Annotated in this window: 9 protein-coding genes and 1 riboswitch; of the genes, 4 read left to right on the top strand and 5 right to left on the bottom strand. The window is 69.9% G+C overall.

Going from position 1 to position 16537, the window contains the following annotated elements:
• The first annotated feature begins 25 nt into the window (after positions 1 to 25).
• On the top strand, positions 26 to 1474 hold the full coding sequence (locus tag AC3WRV_RS04635) for a S41 family peptidase (RefSeq protein WP_492312328.1): 1449 nt from the start codon (positions 26 to 28) through the stop codon (positions 1472 to 1474).
• Here AC3WRV_RS04635 and gltB read toward each other — a convergent pair.
• The 4 genes from gltB to AC3WRV_RS04615 form a co-directional block, all read right to left on the bottom strand.
• Positions 1471 to 5952 (bottom strand): glutamate synthase large subunit, encoded by a 4482-nt coding sequence (gene gltB, locus AC3WRV_RS04630; protein ID WP_492312327.1) that lies wholly within the window; start codon positions 5950 to 5952, stop codon positions 1471 to 1473. The genes AC3WRV_RS04635 and gltB overlap by 4 nt on opposite strands.
• A complete protein-coding gene (locus tag AC3WRV_RS04625) occupies positions 5949 to 7382 on the bottom strand; it encodes an NAD(P)-dependent oxidoreductase (protein WP_492312326.1) in 1434 nt (477 codons plus the stop codon). Before AC3WRV_RS04625 ends, gltB begins: the two co-directional genes overlap by 4 nt.
• A gap of 170 nt (positions 7383 to 7552) precedes the next feature.
• Positions 7553 to 8233: a TorF family putative porin gene (locus AC3WRV_RS04620; protein WP_492312325.1), complete on the bottom strand. Its 681-nt coding sequence runs from the start codon at positions 8231 to 8233 to the stop codon at positions 7553 to 7555.
• An 89-nt stretch (positions 8234 to 8322) separates the two neighbouring features.
• Positions 8323 to 9666, bottom strand: a complete 1344-nt coding sequence (locus AC3WRV_RS04615) for an ammonium transporter (protein WP_492312324.1) — start codon at positions 9664 to 9666, stop codon at positions 8323 to 8325.
• A gap of 254 nt (positions 9667 to 9920) precedes the next feature.
• A riboswitch (SAM riboswitch) is annotated at positions 9921 to 10044 on the top strand.
• Positions 10045 to 10143: 99 nt separating this feature from the next.
• On the opposite strand from AC3WRV_RS04615, the gene metX reads away from it, so the two are divergent.
• From metX to AC3WRV_RS04600, 3 genes are read left to right on the top strand one after another with little or no spacing between them, the layout of a single operon-like run.
• Positions 10144 to 11133 (top strand): homoserine O-succinyltransferase MetX, encoded by a 990-nt coding sequence (gene metX, locus AC3WRV_RS04610; RefSeq protein ID WP_291832241.1) that lies wholly within the window; start codon positions 10144 to 10146, stop codon positions 11131 to 11133.
• Complete coding sequence (gene metB, locus AC3WRV_RS04605) at positions 11130 to 12320, top strand: cystathionine gamma-synthase (RefSeq protein ID WP_492312323.1); 1191 nt, start codon at positions 11130 to 11132, stop codon at positions 12318 to 12320. Before metX ends, metB begins: the two co-directional genes overlap by 4 nt.
• The gene (locus AC3WRV_RS04600) at positions 12320 to 13540 is read left to right on the top strand and encodes a homoserine dehydrogenase (protein WP_492312322.1); all 1221 of its coding nucleotides are present in this window, start codon (positions 12320 to 12322) and stop codon (positions 13538 to 13540) included. The genes metB and AC3WRV_RS04600 overlap by 1 nt, the downstream gene beginning before the upstream one ends.
• 59 nt (positions 13541 to 13599) lie before the next feature.
• Here the strand turns inward: AC3WRV_RS04600 and AC3WRV_RS04595 are convergent, their stop codons facing one another.
• Entirely contained in the window at positions 13600 to 16473 is a 2874-nt protein-coding gene (locus tag AC3WRV_RS04595) for a TonB-dependent receptor (RefSeq protein ID WP_492312321.1), read from the bottom strand.
• Positions 16474 to 16537 lie beyond the last annotated feature (64 nt).

The raw sequence follows: 16537 nt of genomic DNA, 5'->3' as shown, positions 1-16537 counted from the left end.
CAATGCAAGGCGACAGGGGATCGAGATGACGAAGACGTTCGCGGCGCTGGCGACGGCGATGACGATGGCGGCCGTGCCCGCGCAGGCGCAGGACGCCGCCGCCCTGTGGCGGCAGATGGCCGAGGTCGATAGCGCGGCGGCGCTGAAACTGATCACCGAGAACCATCCGGGCGCGCAGCATGAACTCGGCGACACGGCCTTCCAGCAGCGGCTGGCGGCGGCGGACGCTCATGTACGGGAGCGGCTGCCCGAGGTGCGCAGCTTCGAGGGCTACAGCGCCGTGATGGCCGGCCTGGCTGCGGACTTCTCGGACGGACACATCTGGTCACGACCGAGCGTGGCCGCAGCGAGGTTGCGGTGGACCGGCATCCTGCTGAAGCGTGAAGGTCAGGTCTGGCGGGTGGGCTCAGTCCTGACGGAGGCCCGATTGCCGGAAGTGCAGGACGCCCGTTTGATCAGCTGCGACGGGACCGAGGCTGAAGCGTGGGCGGATGCGCGGATCGGCACCTTCGTGGCCGGATCGCCCAATGAGGCGCAGCGGGCCGAGGCCGCCGGTCGTTTGCTGACGGACGACGGCAATCCTTTCCTGAAGCGGCCGGACCAGTGCGAGTTCGAACGCGCGGACGGGTCGCGGCAGACCATCACCTTCCACTGGGGCCGAAGCCCCGTGGCCTTCATCCAGGGACGGATCGACGCGCTCCAGAAGACGGCGGACGCCGGCTATGCGCTGACGCCGTGGGCGGGCGGTTCATGGATCCGTTTGAGCGGGCTGGACAGCGATGCCGAGGCGGTCGTCACGCAGGTGCGCGAAGCCGCCCCACAACTTCGTGACGCCCAGAGCGTAGTGCTGGACCTGCGGGGCAACGGTGGAGGCGATTCCCGGTATGGCGACGCCATCGCCGCCGTCCTGTTCGGGGAAGCGCGAGTGGAGACGGCCAAGGGTAGGGCTTCGGCGTGCCAGGGCGCCTACTGGCGGGCTTCGCCCGACAACATCGCCGCCCTGAAAGTCCAGCGAGACGAGATGGCGGGGCGCAACCCGGACACGGCGGCCCGGCTGGGCGAGGTGATCGCCGGAATGGAGGCGTCCGCCGCCGGAGGAAAGAGCTTCTGGCCCGACCTGCCCGGCTGCGCCGCGACCGCCGCCCCCGGCGACGCTCAGACCCGCGCGACGCCGGACAGAAAGGTGATCGTGGTGACCGATCGGCACTGCTTCAGCTCCTGCCTGATGACGGTCGATCTGTTCCGCCGACTGGGCGCCCTTCATGTCGGCGAGGCGACCGACTCCTCGAGCCGGTACATGGAGGTCCGGACCATCGTCCTGCCATCCGGCCTGCGCGACTTCTCCACCCTGCAGAAGGTCGCGGTCGGCCTGCCAGACTTCGGCCCCTATGCGCCCGACACCCCCTATCCCGGCCCGATGGCGGACGACGAAGCGCTGAAGATTTGGGTCGGCGGGCTGCTGACGGCCCGCTAGGCCCGCTTCGCCTTCGCCGCCGACGCCTCTTCCCTCGGCAGCACATGACGGAAATGGGTGACCGCGACCGGCCAGGTCTCCAGCAGGCGGCGGGCCAGCGGGGAGCCGGTCTCGACGGCGTGGCGGGTGACGAGCTCATGCAGGCGCCGGCTGGCGTCGCCCATGACCGCGCCGGTGACGACCGAGACGCCGCTGAGGCGCTGATGGGCCGTGCCTTCCGGGTCGTGGATGAAGGCCTCGCCGCCGCTCATGCCGGCGCCGAAATTCCAGCCGGTCGAGCCCAGCACGACGACGGCGCCGCCGGTCATATATTCGCAGCCGTGGGCCCCGACGCCCTCGACGACGGCCGTGGCGCCGGAGTTGCGGACCGCGAAACGCTCGCCCGCCGCGCCCGCCGCGAACAGCTTGCCGCTGGTCGCGCCGTACAGGCAGGTGTTGCCGATGACCGCCGCGCCCGCCGCCCATGACGGGGGCCGGACGATGATCTCCGCGCCCGACAGGCCCTTGCCGACATAGTCGTTGGCCTCGCCGTCCAGGATGATGCGCAGCCCCTTCATGCCCCAAGCCGCCAGCGACTGCCCGGCGGCGCCGCGCAGGTTCAGGGTCAGGTGGCCGTCCGGCAGCTCCGAGCCGTATTTGCGTACGATGTGGGACGAGATGCGCGTGCCGATGGTGCGCTGGGTGTTGGCCACCGAATAGGTCAACTGCATCTTCTCGCGCCGCGCCAGGAAAGGCTCGGCGTCCAGCACGATACGGGCGTCCAGCGCGTCCGGCACCGGATTGCGCGGGGCGTCGACGGGCATGCGCTGATCGCCCTCGCCCACCCGCACCAGCAGGGGGTTGAGGTCCAGGTCATCCAGCTGGGCCCCGCCGCGCGACACCTGACGCAGCAGGTCGGTGCGGCCCACCGCCTCGTCCAGCGAGCGCAGGCCCAGCGAGGCCAGGATCTCGCGCGTCTCCTCGGCGATGAAGCTGAACAGGTTCACGACCTTGTCCGCCGTGCCGGTGAACATGGCGCGCAGCCGCTCGTCCTGGACGCAGACGCCGACCGGGCAGGTGTTGGAATGGCACTGGCGCACCATCAGGCAGCCGACGGCGATCAGCGACGCCGTGCCGATGCCGAACTCCTCGGCGCCCAGCATGGCGGCGACGACGACGTCGCGGCCGGTCTTGATGCCGCCGTCGGTGCGCAGACGGACGTGGCCGCGCAGGCCGTTCAGGCTGAGCACCTGATGCGCCTCGGACAGGCCCAATTCCCACGGCATGCCCGCGTGCTTGATCGAGCCCATGGCCGAGGCGCCGGTGCCGCCGTTGTGGCCGGCGACCAGGATGATGTCCGCCTTGGCCTTGGCGACGCCGGCGGCGACCGCCCCGATGCCGGACGAGGCCACCAGCTTGACCGTCACCCGCGCGACCGGATTGATCTGCTTCAGATCGTAGATGAGCTGGGCCAGGTCCTCGATCGAATAGATGTCGTGGTGCGGCGGCGGCGAGATCAGGCCCACGCCCGGCGTCGAGTGACGCATGCGGGCGATGAATTCGGTGACCTTGAAGCCGGGCAGCTGGCCGCCCTCGCCGGGCTTGGCGCCCTGGGCCACCTTGATCTCGATCTCGCGGCACTGGTTCAGGTATTCGGCGGTGACGCCGAAGCGGCCCGAGGCGATCTGCTTGACCGCCGAGTTGGGGTTGTCGCCGTTGGGACGCGGGCGGTAGCGCTCCGGATCCTCGCCGCCCTCGCCCGAGACCGAGCGCGCGCCGATGCGGTTCATGGCGATGTTCAGCGTCTCGTGCGCCTCGGGGCTGAGGGCGCCCAGGGACATGCCGGGAGTGACGAACCGCTTGCGGATCTCGTTGACGCTTTCGACCTCCTCGACCGGGATCGGCAGGGCCTCGCGGAAGTCCAGCAGGTCGCGCAGGGCCGTGGCGGGCAGGTCGCGCGCCCGGCGGCTGTAGGCCTTGAAGCGCTTGTAGTCGCCGCGCGTGGTGGCGTCCTGCAGGCGGTGGATCATCTCGGCGTCCCAGGCGTGGGTCTCCTCCCCTGCCCGAATGCGGTGAGCGCCGCCGATGCGCAGGCGGGCCTTATCAGCGGAGAAGCCGCGCTGGGCCTTGGCCACCGACGACTGCTCGATACCCGCCAGACCCACGCCCGAGATGCGCGAGGTCATGCCGGGGAAGAACTCGGCCACCAGGGCGCGCGACAGGCCCAGGGCCTCGAACTCGCAGGCGCCGCGATAGGCCGAAATGACCGAGATGCCCTTCTTGGCCAGGATCTTCATCAGGCCCGCCTCGACGGCGGCCTTGTGGTTCAGGCAGGCGTCGCGCAGCGTCAGGCCGGGATAGCGCCCGCCTTCCAGCCGCTCCAGGAAGGTCTCCTGCGCCAGCCAGGCGTTGACCGCCGTGGCGCCGCAGCCGACCAGGACGGCGAAGGCGTGGGCGTCGATGGCCTCGGCCGAGCGCACGACCAGCGAGCAGAAGGTACGCAGCCCCTCGTCGACCAGACGGCCATGCACCGCCGCCGTGGCCAGGATCATCGGGATCAGCGGCCGGTCCTCGCCCGCCCGCTCATCGGTCAGGACGATCAGGCCCGCCCCGCCCCGGGCCGCCGCCACCGCCTCGTCGCGGATGCGGTCCAGCGCGCCCTGCAGAGCCAGGCCCGCGCGGTCGTCCTCGGGCGGCGCGGCGAAGGTGCAGTCGATCACCGTGGTCGCGCCGGCGCCGACGACATCGAGCATCCGCTCGTACATGCCGTTGGTCAGGACCGGGCTGTCCAGCACGAAGACCTTCGTCTGGGTCTCGTCCTGGGCGAGGATGTTGCCCAGGTTCTTGAACCGGGTCCGCAGGCTCATCGCGCCCGCCTCGCGCAGGGAGTCGATGGGCGGGTTGGTGACCTGGGCGAAGGCTTGGCGGAAGTAGTGGGCGAAGGGCCGCGACTGTTCCGACAGCACCGCCGGCGGGGCGTCGTCGCCCATGGAGCCGACCGCCTCCTTGCCCTCGCCCGCCATGGGGTCGAGCAGGGATTCGATGTCTTCCTGGGTCCAGCCGACAGCGGCCTGGAAGCGGGTCAGCGCCTCGCCCGACAGCTTGCGCGGCTCCGGGCCGGGGCCGACCTCGGGCTCCAGCTCGACCATGTTGGCCAGCCATTCGCGGTAGGGGTGCTGGGCCGCCAGACGGTCGATGGTCTGGGTCTCGTCGTAGAGCTGGCCCGCTTCCAGATCGACGGCGATCATGCGGCCGCCGCCGATGTGCAGGCGGCGCGCGATCCGCTCGTCCGGCACGCCGGTCATGCCCGCCTCGGAGCCGCAGATCAGCAGGCCGTCCACGGTCTCGGCGACGCGCAGGGGACGCAGGCCGTTGCGGTCCTTGCCCGCCACCACCCAGCGGCCGTCGGTGGCGCAGATCGCCGCCGGGCCGTCCCACGGCTCCATGACCGAGTTGCAGTAGGCGTAGAGGGCGCGGTGATCGTCCGAGATCACGCCCTCGATCGGCGCCTCGGGGATCAGCAGGGCCTTGACCATGGGCGCGGGACGGCCGGCGCGGACCAGCACCTCGAAGACATTATCGAGCGCGGCGGAGTCGGAGCCGCCGGCCTGGATGACGGGCTTCACAGTCGCGTCGTCGGCCCCGAAGGCTTCGGCGGTCATGCGGATCTCGTGGCTGCGCATCCAGTTGGCGTTGCCGCGCAGGGTGTTGATCTCGCCGTTGTGGGCCAGCATCCGGAACGGCTGGGCCAGCCGCCATTCGGGGAAGGTGTTGGTCGAATAGCGCTGGTGGAACAGGGCGACATTGGCCTCGACCCGGGGATCGGTCAGGTCGGGGTAGAAGTCCCCCAGCGCCTCGGCCAGCATCATCCCCTTGTAGATCACCGACCGCGCCGACAGGGAGCAGACGTAGAAATGCTGCAGCCCCGCCGCCGTGGCGCGCGCCTCGATGCGGCGGCGCAGCAGGTAGAGGGCGCGTTCCAGATCCTCGCCCTCCAGCCCGTCGGGGGCGCTGAGCATGATCTGTTCGATCTCGGGCCGGGTGGCGGCGGCGCGCTGGCCCAGCACTTCGGCGCGGTGCGGCACCTGACGCCAGCCGTACAGCCAGAAGCCGGCGGCCATGACCTCGCGCTCGACGATGGTGCGGGCCTGCTCCTGGGCGCCCAGATCGACGCGCGGCAGGAAGACCATGCCGACGGCGATGGGGCCGGGACGCGGCTCATGCCCGGCGTCGCGCACCTGGGCCTCGAAGAAGGCGCGCGGCAGGCCGATCAGGATGCCCGCGCCGTCGCCGGACTTGCCGTCGGCGTCCACGGCGCCCCGGTGCCAGATGGCCGACAGGGCCTTCAGCGCCAGATCGACGACCTCGCGGCGCGGCTGGCCGTCGATGGCGGCGACCAGGCCGACGCCGCAGGCGTCGCGCTCGGACGCGGGATCGTAGGCGTGGGCGTCGACCAGCTTTTGCCGATCGGCTTCATATTGAACGGGATCAAAGGTCACGCAGCAGCCCTCCGGCGCGAGGACAGCCAGGTATCGATTTCAGCGGCCGCATCCTGACCGTCGCGAACGGCCCAGACGACCAGCGAGGCGCCGCGCACGATGTCACCGGCGGCGAACACCCCCTCCAGCGTCGTCGCCTTGGTGTGGCCCGCCGTGCGGATGGTGCGCCAGTCCGTCAGGGCCAGATCGGGTTCCTGGAACAGGGCCGGCATGTCCTCGGGCTCGAAGCCCAGCGCCTCGATCACCAGGTCGGCGGGCAGGTCGAACTCTCCGCCCGGGACCGGCTCGACCGACCAGCGGCCGTCGGCGGACTGGGCCGCCAGCGCCATGCGCTGGGCGCGCACGCCGGTGACGCCCGAGGCGCCGCCCAGCACGGCGCGGGGGGCGGCCAGCCATTCGAAGACCACGCCCTCCTCCTCGGCGTTCTGGGTCTCGCGCGCGCTGCCCGGCATGTTCTCGCGGTCGCGGCGGTACAGGCAGGTGACCGAGGTCGCCCCCTGGCGGACGGCGGTGCGGACGCAGTCCATGGCGGTGTCGCCGCCGCCGATGACGACCACCTTCTTGCCCGCCGCGTTCAGCGGGCCGTCGTCGAAGGCGGGCACGGCGTCGCCGAAGCCTTTGCGGTTCGAGGCGATCAGATAGTCGAGCGCCGCCACCACGCCGTCGGAGCCGCAGCCCGGCGCCGTCAGCCGACGCGCCTGATAGACGCCGGTCGCCACCAGCACCGCATCGTGGGCGGCGCGCACCTCGGCGAAGGGCAGGGTCCCGCCGACATCGACGCCCAGCCGGAACTCGACACCGCCGTCGATCAGGCGGTCCACCCGACGCCCGACGACATGCTTCTCCAGCTTGAAACCGGGGATGCCGTAGGTCAGCAGGCCGCCCGCGCGGTCGTGCCGGTCATAGACGGTGACCGCATAGCCCGCCGAGCGCAGCCGGTCCGCCGCCGCCATGCCCGCGGGGCCCGCGCCGACGATGCCGACTGACTGGCCCTTCTCCGCGCGCGGGCGGATCGGATCGACCCAGCCGTTCTCGAACGCCATGTCGCCCAGCCAACGCTCGACCGAGCCGATGGTGACCGTCTCCCAGCCCGACTGTTCCAGCGTGCAGGAGCCTTCGCACAGCCGGTCCTGCGGACAGATGCGGCCGCAGATCTCGGGCAGAGTCGAGGTGGCCTCGGACAGACGCCAGGCTTCCTCCGCACGGCCCTCGGCGGCCAGCCTCAGCCAGTCGGGAATGTTGTTCTGCAGCGGACAGCCGGACTGGCAGAAGGGCACGCCGCACTGGGCGCAGCGGCCGGCCTGGCCCTTGCCGGCCTCGGGGGCGAAATTGGCGTAGATTTCGGCGTGATCCTGCACGCGGTCAGCGGCCGGCGTCTTGGCCGGTCCTGTCCTGGGGACGACAACGAAAGTCTGATTCACGGACGCCAAGGCAAGCCCTCTTCGCAACTGCACAAGTTGTAGGGTCTTTGGAAAGGGCGCGCAATTTCCATCCGGATTGTGCGCGAAATGATGAGCTTCAGGAAAAGACAAACCGGCAACGCCTGCCAAGAAGGCAAGACCTTGCCGGTCGCGGTCGGACGGGAGGGGCGTCCGGAGGTCTAGAAGAGGAATTTGATCGTCGCGACGGCGCGATCGTCCGCCAGCGGCGTGTCGACGTCTGCGCCGTGGTAGCGGCCGTCGAGGATGATCTTGTCCGTGATGGCGTAGGCCACCCCGGCGTTCCACGTCGTGTAGTCGTCGCTCACGTCCAGCGCCTGGTAGCCGACCGCGCCGCTGACGGTCCATTTGGGCGCCGGAGTGAAGCTGGCGTTGGCCTCGACATAGGTGGCCTCCTCGTCCACGCCGAAGAAGTCCGGCGAGAAGTAGACGGCGGCGCCCAGGGTCACCGGACCGACAGCCCGCGAGGCGGCGGCCTTGACCTCCAGATAGTCGTAGGCGTTGTCGCGGCCGGCGCCGGCGTAGAGATAGCCAATCACTCCGACGTCGACGGCGAACCCGGCCGCCTCGGTGCGATAGCCGGCGTAGACGTCGACCTCGGCGTCGGTGTCGTCGCCGAAGTCGATGTTGGAGGCCCAAGCCCCGGCGTAGAAGCCGGAGGCGAAGGTCACGTCGACGCCGCCCTGCAGCGCCGGATGCTCGTCGGACTGGCTGAAGCCGCGGAAGACATAGTCGGAGGTCACCGCCACGTTCCAGGCCACCTCGGGCGTCTGGGCCTGGGCGGCGCCGGCGGTGGCGAACAGGGCGGCCGCGACGGCCGCGCTAGCGAAGGCGAGTTTCATAGTCGTATCCCCAATGTTCTCGATGTCGGCACGCGAACGCTTACTGGCGGCCCGGCGCGGGGAGAGAGCCCGCGCCGGGTCTCACGGGATCAGACGGACTCCAGCGCCTCGCCGTGGAGGTGGGTGTCCAGCCCTTCTTCTTCCGCCGCCGGGCTGACGCGCAGGCCGGTGGTGAACTTGCAGATGATCAGGACGACCAGGGTGCCCACCGCGCTGTAGGCGATGGTCCAGCCCAGGCCGATCAGCTGGGTCATGACATTGGCGCCGTCCGACAGGCTGTTGATCGCGGTGGAGGCGAACACGCCGGTCAGCAGGGCCCCGGCCAGACCGCCCGCGCCGTGGATGCCGAAGGCGTCCAGGCTGTCGTCGTAGCGGAGCAGCTTCTTGATCCAGACCGAGGAAGCGTAGCAGACCGGACCGGCGATCAGGCCGATCAGGACGGCGCCCTTGGGATCCACGAAGCCGGCGGCCGGGGTGATGGCGACCAGGCCGGCGACGATGCCGGACAGCACGCCGATCAGCGACGCCTTCTTCTTCTCGATGACCTCGACGATCTTCCAGGTGATGGAGGCGGCCGCGGCGGCCAGGATGGTGTTGATCAGGGCCACGCCCGCCAGGGCGTTGGCGCCGCCCGCCGAACCGGCGTTGAAGCCGATCCAGCCGACCAGCAGCAGGGAGGCGCCGATCATGGTCAGCACCGGATTGTGCGCCACGATCGGCTCCTTGCCGTAGCCTTTGCGGGCGCCGAGGAAGAGGGCGCAGACCAGACCGGCCACGCCGGAGTTGACGTGCACCACCGCGCCGCCGGCGAAGTCCAGCACCCCGGCCGAGCCGAGGAAGCCGCCGCCCCACACCCAGTGGGCGATGGGCGCATAGACCAACAGCGACCAGAGCGCCGTGAACAGCAGCAGACCGGTGTACTTCAGCCGTTCGGCGAAGGCGCCGGTGACCAGGGCCGGGGTGATGATGGCGAAGGTCAGCTGGAAGGACAGGAAGACGAACTCGGGAATGCCCGGCAGCAGGCTGTGCGCCGTCTCCATGCCCACGCCGTTCAGGAAGACGGCCTCGAAGCCGCCGACGAACTGGTTGACGGTGTCGGCCGGATAGCCGCCCAGGCCGCCCGCCTTGCCGAAGGCGATGGAATAGCCGGCGATGAACCACACCAGGGTCGCCACGGCGAAGACGCCGACGGACTGGGTGATGGTCGCGATCACGTTCTTGCGGCGCACCATGCCGCCGTAGAAGAGCGCCAGACCCGGCAGGGTCATGAGCAGGACGAGGGCCGTCGAGGTGGACAGCCAGGCCGTGCCGGCGCCGTCCAGTTCCAGTGGAACCTGGTGCCCCAGAAGCGCGGGCGCCGCCTGGGCCCCCGTCGCGATCACCATGGTCAAAAGGCCGAGCCCAAGAGCCAGGCCGTTGCGAAGTCGAGTCATCTCAATCCCCCAAAAGGACGCCGTTACGCATTTGCGAACTGTTTACCGCACTTGCGAGATACGCAAGTGGGCGGAGGAAGATTCAGGGAAATTTGTTGCGTCTGTAGCGCACCTGAATCCAACATCAGCATTACCGATGCTTCAATAATGATGATAAGGGACGAAATTACCCACGCTGCGGCCACGCTTGGCAATTCGCAGTCGCAGCAATTTTGGGGGATTGACGACAGCGGCCGCGTTCTTCACCGTAAGGACACTCATCAAGACCGGCTGAGGGATAGGCCCTTTGACGCCGGGGCAACCTACCCAGGATCCACCCGATCCTTGGAAAGGTGCCAACTCCTGCGAGGCCTCTTCGGAAGCCGCGAGAGATGAGTGAAGCGACAGGACCCTTGCGGGTCCGACGGACTTCACGGGTCTTTCGTCACAGGTGTTGGTTCGCCCCATCGGTTTCGCTGAGCGGAACCGGAGCGGACAGTGGCGTCCACCGAATGGATCATCGACGAGGCTCCCGGCCGTGACGTGACGGCCGTGATTCCGGCCGACTTCCGGCTGGCCTCGGGCGAGCGTCTGGCGGCGGACACCCTGACGGGACGCCTGCACGGCCCCACCGAGGGCCCGCTGGTGGTGGTCGCCGGCGGCATCTCCAGCGGCCGCTTCGCCGCCAACTGGTGGTCGTGGGCCGTCCGTCACGGCGGCCCCATCGACCTGGACCGCGCCCGCGTGCTGGCCTTCGACCTGCTGCCCGGCAAGACCGATCCGGGCGTCACCATCACCACCGCCGATCAGGCCCGCCTGCTGGTCCTGCTGCTGGACGCGCTGGAGGAGCCGCGCATCGACGCCTTCGTCGGCGCCTCTTACGGCGGCTGCATCGGACTGGCCTTCGCGGCGGACTTCCCCGAGCGGATCGGCGAGCTGGTGGTCATCTCCGCCGCCCACCGCGCCCATCCCGCCGCCACCGCCTGGCGCGGAGTGCAGCGCCGCGTGCTGGCCTTCGCCCGCGACTGCGGCCGCGAGGCGGAGGGCGTTTCACTGGCCCGCGAGCTGGCCATGACCACCTATCGCACCGCCGACGAGTTCGACTGGCGCTTCGCCGGAACGGCCCCGGCGCAGGCCGGCGGCCCCTACCCCGTCTGCGACTATCTGATCGCCCGCGGCGCCGACTACGCCGAAGCCACCAGCGCCGACCGCTGGATCTCGCTGTCGGACTCGCTGGACCGCCACGCGGTCGCGCCCGAGGCGGTGACCTGCCCCCTGACCCTGCTCGGCTTCACCAGCGACCGCCTGGTGCCGATCGAGGACCTGCGCGACCTGGCCGGCCGCGCCCCCGCCCTGCGCCGCTTCGGCGAGGCCGGCTCCATCTTCGGCCACGACGCCTTCCTGAAGGAGCGCGAGCTGGTCGGCCGCACGCTCCACGACGCCCTCTCCCCCCTGTACGCCCGCCAGCCCCGCGAGATCGCCGCATGACCTGTTCCAGTGAAGCCCACCCCTGTACGACCGCCGCCCGGCACGGCGTGAACAACGATCCGGCGCACGGGGCGGTGATGCCGCCGTTGTACCTGTCCTCGAACTACAGCTTCGACGGGCTCGATGGGAAACGGAAGTACGACTACACGCGCTCGGGCAATCCGACCCGGGACGTGCTGGGCGAGACCCTGGCGAAACTGGAAGGCGGCGCAGGCGCGGTGGTGACCGCGACCGGCATGGCCGCGGTGGACCTGGCCCTGTTCTCGCTGGAGCCCGGCGACCTGCTGCTGGCCCCGCACGACCTCTATGGCGGCACCCATCGCCTGCTGTGCGCCCGGGCGCGCCGCAACCATTTCGACGTCCAGTTCGTCGACCAGAACGACCGCGAGGCGCTGGACGCCGCCTTCGCCCTGAACCCCAAGCTGATCCTGATCGAGACGCCCTCGAACCCGCTGATGCGCGTGGTCGACGTGGCCGACATCTGCGCCCGCGCCCACGCCGTCGGCTGCAAGGCGGCGGTGGACAACACCTTCCTGTCGCCGGCCCTACAGAACCCCATCGCCCTGGGCGCCGACCTCGTGATCCACTCGACCACCAAATACATCAACGGCCACTCCGACGTGGTCGGCGGCTGCGTGGTGGCCAAGGACCAGGCCGATCTGGAGCAGCTGACTTGGTGGGCCAACTGCCTGGGCGTGACCGGCTCGCCCTTCGACGCCTATCTGACCCTGCGCGGCGTGCGCACCCTGTTCGCCCGGGTCGAGCGCCAGCAGGCCACGGCGGGCCGCGTCGCCGAATGGCTGGAAGCCCATCCGGCGGTGAAGACCGTCAACTATCCGGGCCTGAAGAGCCACCCGGGCCATGAGATCGCCTCGCGCCAGCAGAAGGGCTTCGGCGCCATGCTGAGCTTCGAGCTGGCCGACCTGGACGCGGTGCGGACCTTCGTCGACCAGCTGGAGGTCTTCACCCTGGCGGAGTCGCTGGGCGGGGTCGAAAGCCTGATCGCCCACCCGACCCTGATGACCCACGCGGCCATGACGCCGGAAGCGCGCCTGACGGCGGGCATCACCGACGGCCTGCTGCGCCTGTCGATCGGGCTGGAGCATCCGGAAGACCTGCTGACCGATCTGTCGGCCGCGCTGGACGCCGTCCTGGCCGCCTCTCCGCTGGAAGCCGAGGCCGCCTGATGACCGCCGCCTCCCTGCCGCTTCCCCGCCCCGCCGCCGGGGCGGACGCCGTCCCGCACGGCGCCGAGGAGCCCGTCGCCCTGCTCCAGCTCGACGTCGCCGACGCGGCCGAGGCCGCCAGCGCCGTCTATCGCGAAGTACGGCGCGGACGCCGGGTCGTGGCCGTCGCCTCGGGCGCCGCCGCCCGCCTGGCCGCCGCCCTGGACGCCATCGGCGTGATCTCGGCCCGGCCCGGTCCGGGCGAGGCGCTGCTGAACGCCCCCGTCTCCATCGTCGCGGGTCCCGAGGCCGCCGTGGCCCATGCCCGGTCCAGGCCCGAGCGTCCGCTGCGCGTGGCGCTGGCCGGCTGCGGCGTGGTCGGCGGCGGCGTGCTGGCGCGGCTGCTGGACGACGACCGCTTCACCGTGGTCGGGGTGCTGGTGCGCGATCCGAAGAAGCCGCGCGACCCGGCCGCGCCCGAAGGCCTGCTGCTGGCCGATCCCGCCGCCCTGCTGGCCCGCGAACCGGACGTGCTGGTCGAGGCCATCTCGGACGCGTCCACCGGACTGGCCCTGATCCGCGCCGCCCTGTCGCGCGGCGTCGATGTGGTCAGCGCCAACAAGCAGGCGGTGGGCGGCGACCTGCCGGCCCTGACCGCCCTGGCCGAGGCCCATGACGCGCGACTGCTCTACTCCGCCAGCGTCGGCGGCGGCTCGCCCCTGATCGAGACCGTGCGCCGGGCCCGCGCCCATGCGCCGGTGGTGCGGATCGAGGCGGTGCTGAACGGCACCTGCAACTTCATCCTGAACCGGCTGGCCGACGGGGTCGCCTTCGACGACGCCCTGACCGGCGCGCGGGAGGCGGGCTTCGCGGAAGAGGATCCGACCGCCGATCTGAGCGGCCTGGACGCCGCGGCCAAACTGGCCATCCTGGCGCACGAGGCGCTGGACGGCGGCCTGACGCCCGAGCGGATCGCCCGCGCGACCCTGGCCGCCGATGCGGTCCTGCCGCCGGGCCGGGTGCGTCAACTGGCGCGGCTGGACGTGCGCACCGACCGCGCCGACGTGGCCTTCGCCGCCGCCGACGGCGACCCCCTGTTCGCCGACCTGCCGGATGAGTGGAACGCCCTGCGCGTCACCACCGGCGACGGCCGCGTCTTCACCGCCCGTGGGCGGGGCGCCGGCCGCATCCCGACGACCGAGAGCGTCTGGGCCGACCTGACCGATCTGGTCGCCGGATAAAAAAGCGCCGCCGACCCGGGTGGGTCGGCGGCGGAGAGTGCGCTTCGGTTCAGGAGTGATCAGAAGCGATAGCGGGCGCCGAAGTAAAACTGTCGGCCGGTGTGGTGGTAGACGGAGGTGCTCTGGCGATCCGCGCCGTCGCCGACGTACTGATGGTTCTCCTCGTCCGTCAGGTTGAGGGCCTCCAGCGTCAGGACCAGTTCGTCGGTCAGATTGTACGAGGCCGAGGCGTCCAGGTTGAACGTCTCCATCTTGCCTTCGACATTGTTGCCGTTCCGGCCGGGCACGTTCTGGATGTAGCTGTCGCGGAAGGCGCCCGAGACCCGCGCCGAGAACGTGTCGTCCTCATAATACACGGTGGCGTTCCACGATTCCGGCGACAGGTTGATCAGGTCAGCCGTCACGAAGGTCGTGCACAGGGCGTTGTTGCAGTAGTCGATCTCGGATTCGACGTGGGTGTAGTTCAGCTGCACGCCGAGGTTTTCCAGCGGACCCGGCAGGAAGGTGAAGGGCTGCTGGTAGCTGATCTCGAAGCCCTTCAGCGGGCCGCCTTCGGTGTTCACCGCGGCGGTCAGCTGGAAGATGGTCGAGGACGAGCAGGTGCCCGTGCAGAAGCCCGGCGCGAAGGCCGACGGGTTCAGCGCGGTCAGGTCCGAATAGGCCAGGTCCTGACGCACGATCTGGATGTAGGTGTCGATGTCCTTGTAGAAATAGGCGAAGGACAGCAGGCTTTCGCGGGCGAAATACCACTCGATGCTGAAGTCGTAGGTGTTGGCCTGGAACGGCTCCAGCTTCACGTTGCCGATCGAGGCCGTGTAGTTCGGCCCGGTGGCGGCCAGCGAGGTGGTCGGCACCAGATAGTTGGTCCCGGCCAGGGTGTTGCCGATCTGCGGACGGGCCATGACCGTGGCCGCGCCGAAGCGGACGATCAGGTCTTCGATCGGCTCATAGCTGATGTTCAGCGACGGCAGGGTGTTGTCGTACTGGTTCTCGCCGGTGACCAGGGTGCCGCCGCCGGTCGAGCTGTAGCCCGAGGCGTTGAGCGTGGTGCTGACCTGACGCACGCCGACGTTGCCGCGGAACGGACGGCCGAACAGGTCGGTGTCCCAGTCCGCCTGCAGATAGACCGCCAGATCGTCTTCGGTGATCGACCGGTTGCCGCCGCGCGCATTGCCGTTGGTGATGCTGGTCAGGCGGAAGTCGCCTCCCGGCACGCCCGTGTCGCAGTTGCAGTAGATGTTGAACAGGCTGGCCAGGGCGCCGAGGTTGGGACGGACCCAGCTGCTGGCCGTGCCCCCGGGGATCAGGTCGGCGCCGAAGCCGGTCAGCACATTGGTGATGTCGGCCATCGTCGTACCGGCCGGAAGCACCGGAACCACGGTCTCGTCCGCGCGGCGGAACTCATAGGAGTCCGAGGTGTAGCTCTTCCAGTTGATGCCCGCCTTGATCGTCAACCAGTCGCTGGCGTCATAGGCGAAGTCGGCCTGGGCCGACTCGAACACGGTGTCGACGCCGTTCGGACGGATGCGGATTTCCGAGCGCGGCACCACGGCGGTCGACGGGCGCCATTCCCAGTTGGCCGGGTTGGCGACATCGAAGCCGTAGCTGATGACCGGGGCGTTGGCGTTGCCGCGGAAGTCCCAGGAGTAGTTCTGGATATTGTTCCGGTCGAGGGTGACCGTGGTCTGGATCGGGTTCTCGAAATTCGACTCCGCGCGCCCGTAGTAGAAACGGCCGTGCAGGCGGTCGGTGAAGTCATGCTCGGCCGTCAGGCTGACCTGCAGGTAGTCGGTCGAGAGTTCGTCGTAGCGGCTCTCGGACCGGACATCGACGTTGTTGAACACGCCGTAGACCAGCATGTTGTTCTGGACGGCGGCGTCCTGGACCGTCACCTGGGGCTGGCCGCCGGCCGCGGCGTTGCGGCTGAAGGACAGGGCTTCGAGGAAGTCCTCCTGGCGGGTCGCGTCCAGCGAGGAATACAGCACGTCCAGAGACAGCACCGTGGTCTCGGCCGGGCGCCATTGCAGGGCGCCGGTGACGCCGAGGCGTTCCTGGCTGTGGGTCAGGCGGCCATAGCGCGGCAGACGCGGGATGAAGACGTTGCTCTGATTGGCCAGGGCGAAGGCCGTGGCGTTCGATCCGGCGGAGGCGAAACCGCCGGAGCTGTTGGTGCCGACGGCCGGCGCCCAGCGCACCGAGCTGAAGCCTTCTTCGAGCAGGTCGCGTTCGCTGTAGGCGAGCGAGATCAGGGCGCCGAACTCGTCATTGGCGCCGAACCGGTCGCTCAGCAGCAGGGCGATGCGCGGATTGTACTGCTCCGACAGGTCGTTGTAGCCGACCTGGGCCGACATGGCGGCGGTGAAGCCGTCGTAGTCGAACGGGCGCGTGGCCTGCAGGTCGACGGTGGCGCCCAGCGAGCCCTCTTCCGTCTCGGCCGCCGCGGTCTTGCGCACGGTGATGGAGTTGAAGAGCTCCGAGGCGAAGACGTTGAAGTCGAAGCCACGGCCCCGGTTGGCGCCGCCCGAGGAGTCGGTGCCGCCGGCGGTGGCCTGGGCCTCCATGCCGTTGATGCGGGTGCGGGTGAAGTCGGCGCCCAGACCGCGAACGGTGATCGAACGGCCTTCGCCGGCGTCACGGTCGATGGCGACGCCCGGGACCCGCTGGATCGACTCGGCCAGGTTCAGGTCGGGGAAATCGGCGATGTCCTCGGCCATGATCACGTCGACCATGCTGGTCTCGCGACGTTTGGCGTCGAGGGCGGCGTTCAGGCTGGCGCGATACCCGGTGACGACGACTTCATCGATCTCGACGGTCTCGTCCTGCGGTGCGGGTTGCGGCGCGGTCTGCGCGGCGGCGGCGCCGACTCCCAACGACAGGGCGACGGCCAGACCGGACGCTCCGACGAACAGGCGACGACGAAGGGCACGGGTCATCCCCGGCTGGATAGCTTGCAACATATGCCTCCTCCCAATGGGCATACAGGACGCCGGAGTGACC

Source organism: Brevundimonas sp. EU05-FHT14B11 (genome assembly GCF_058790835.1).
The sequence above is the reverse complement of the archived record's forward strand: the minus strand, read 5'-3'. Positions and strand labels throughout refer to the sequence as shown.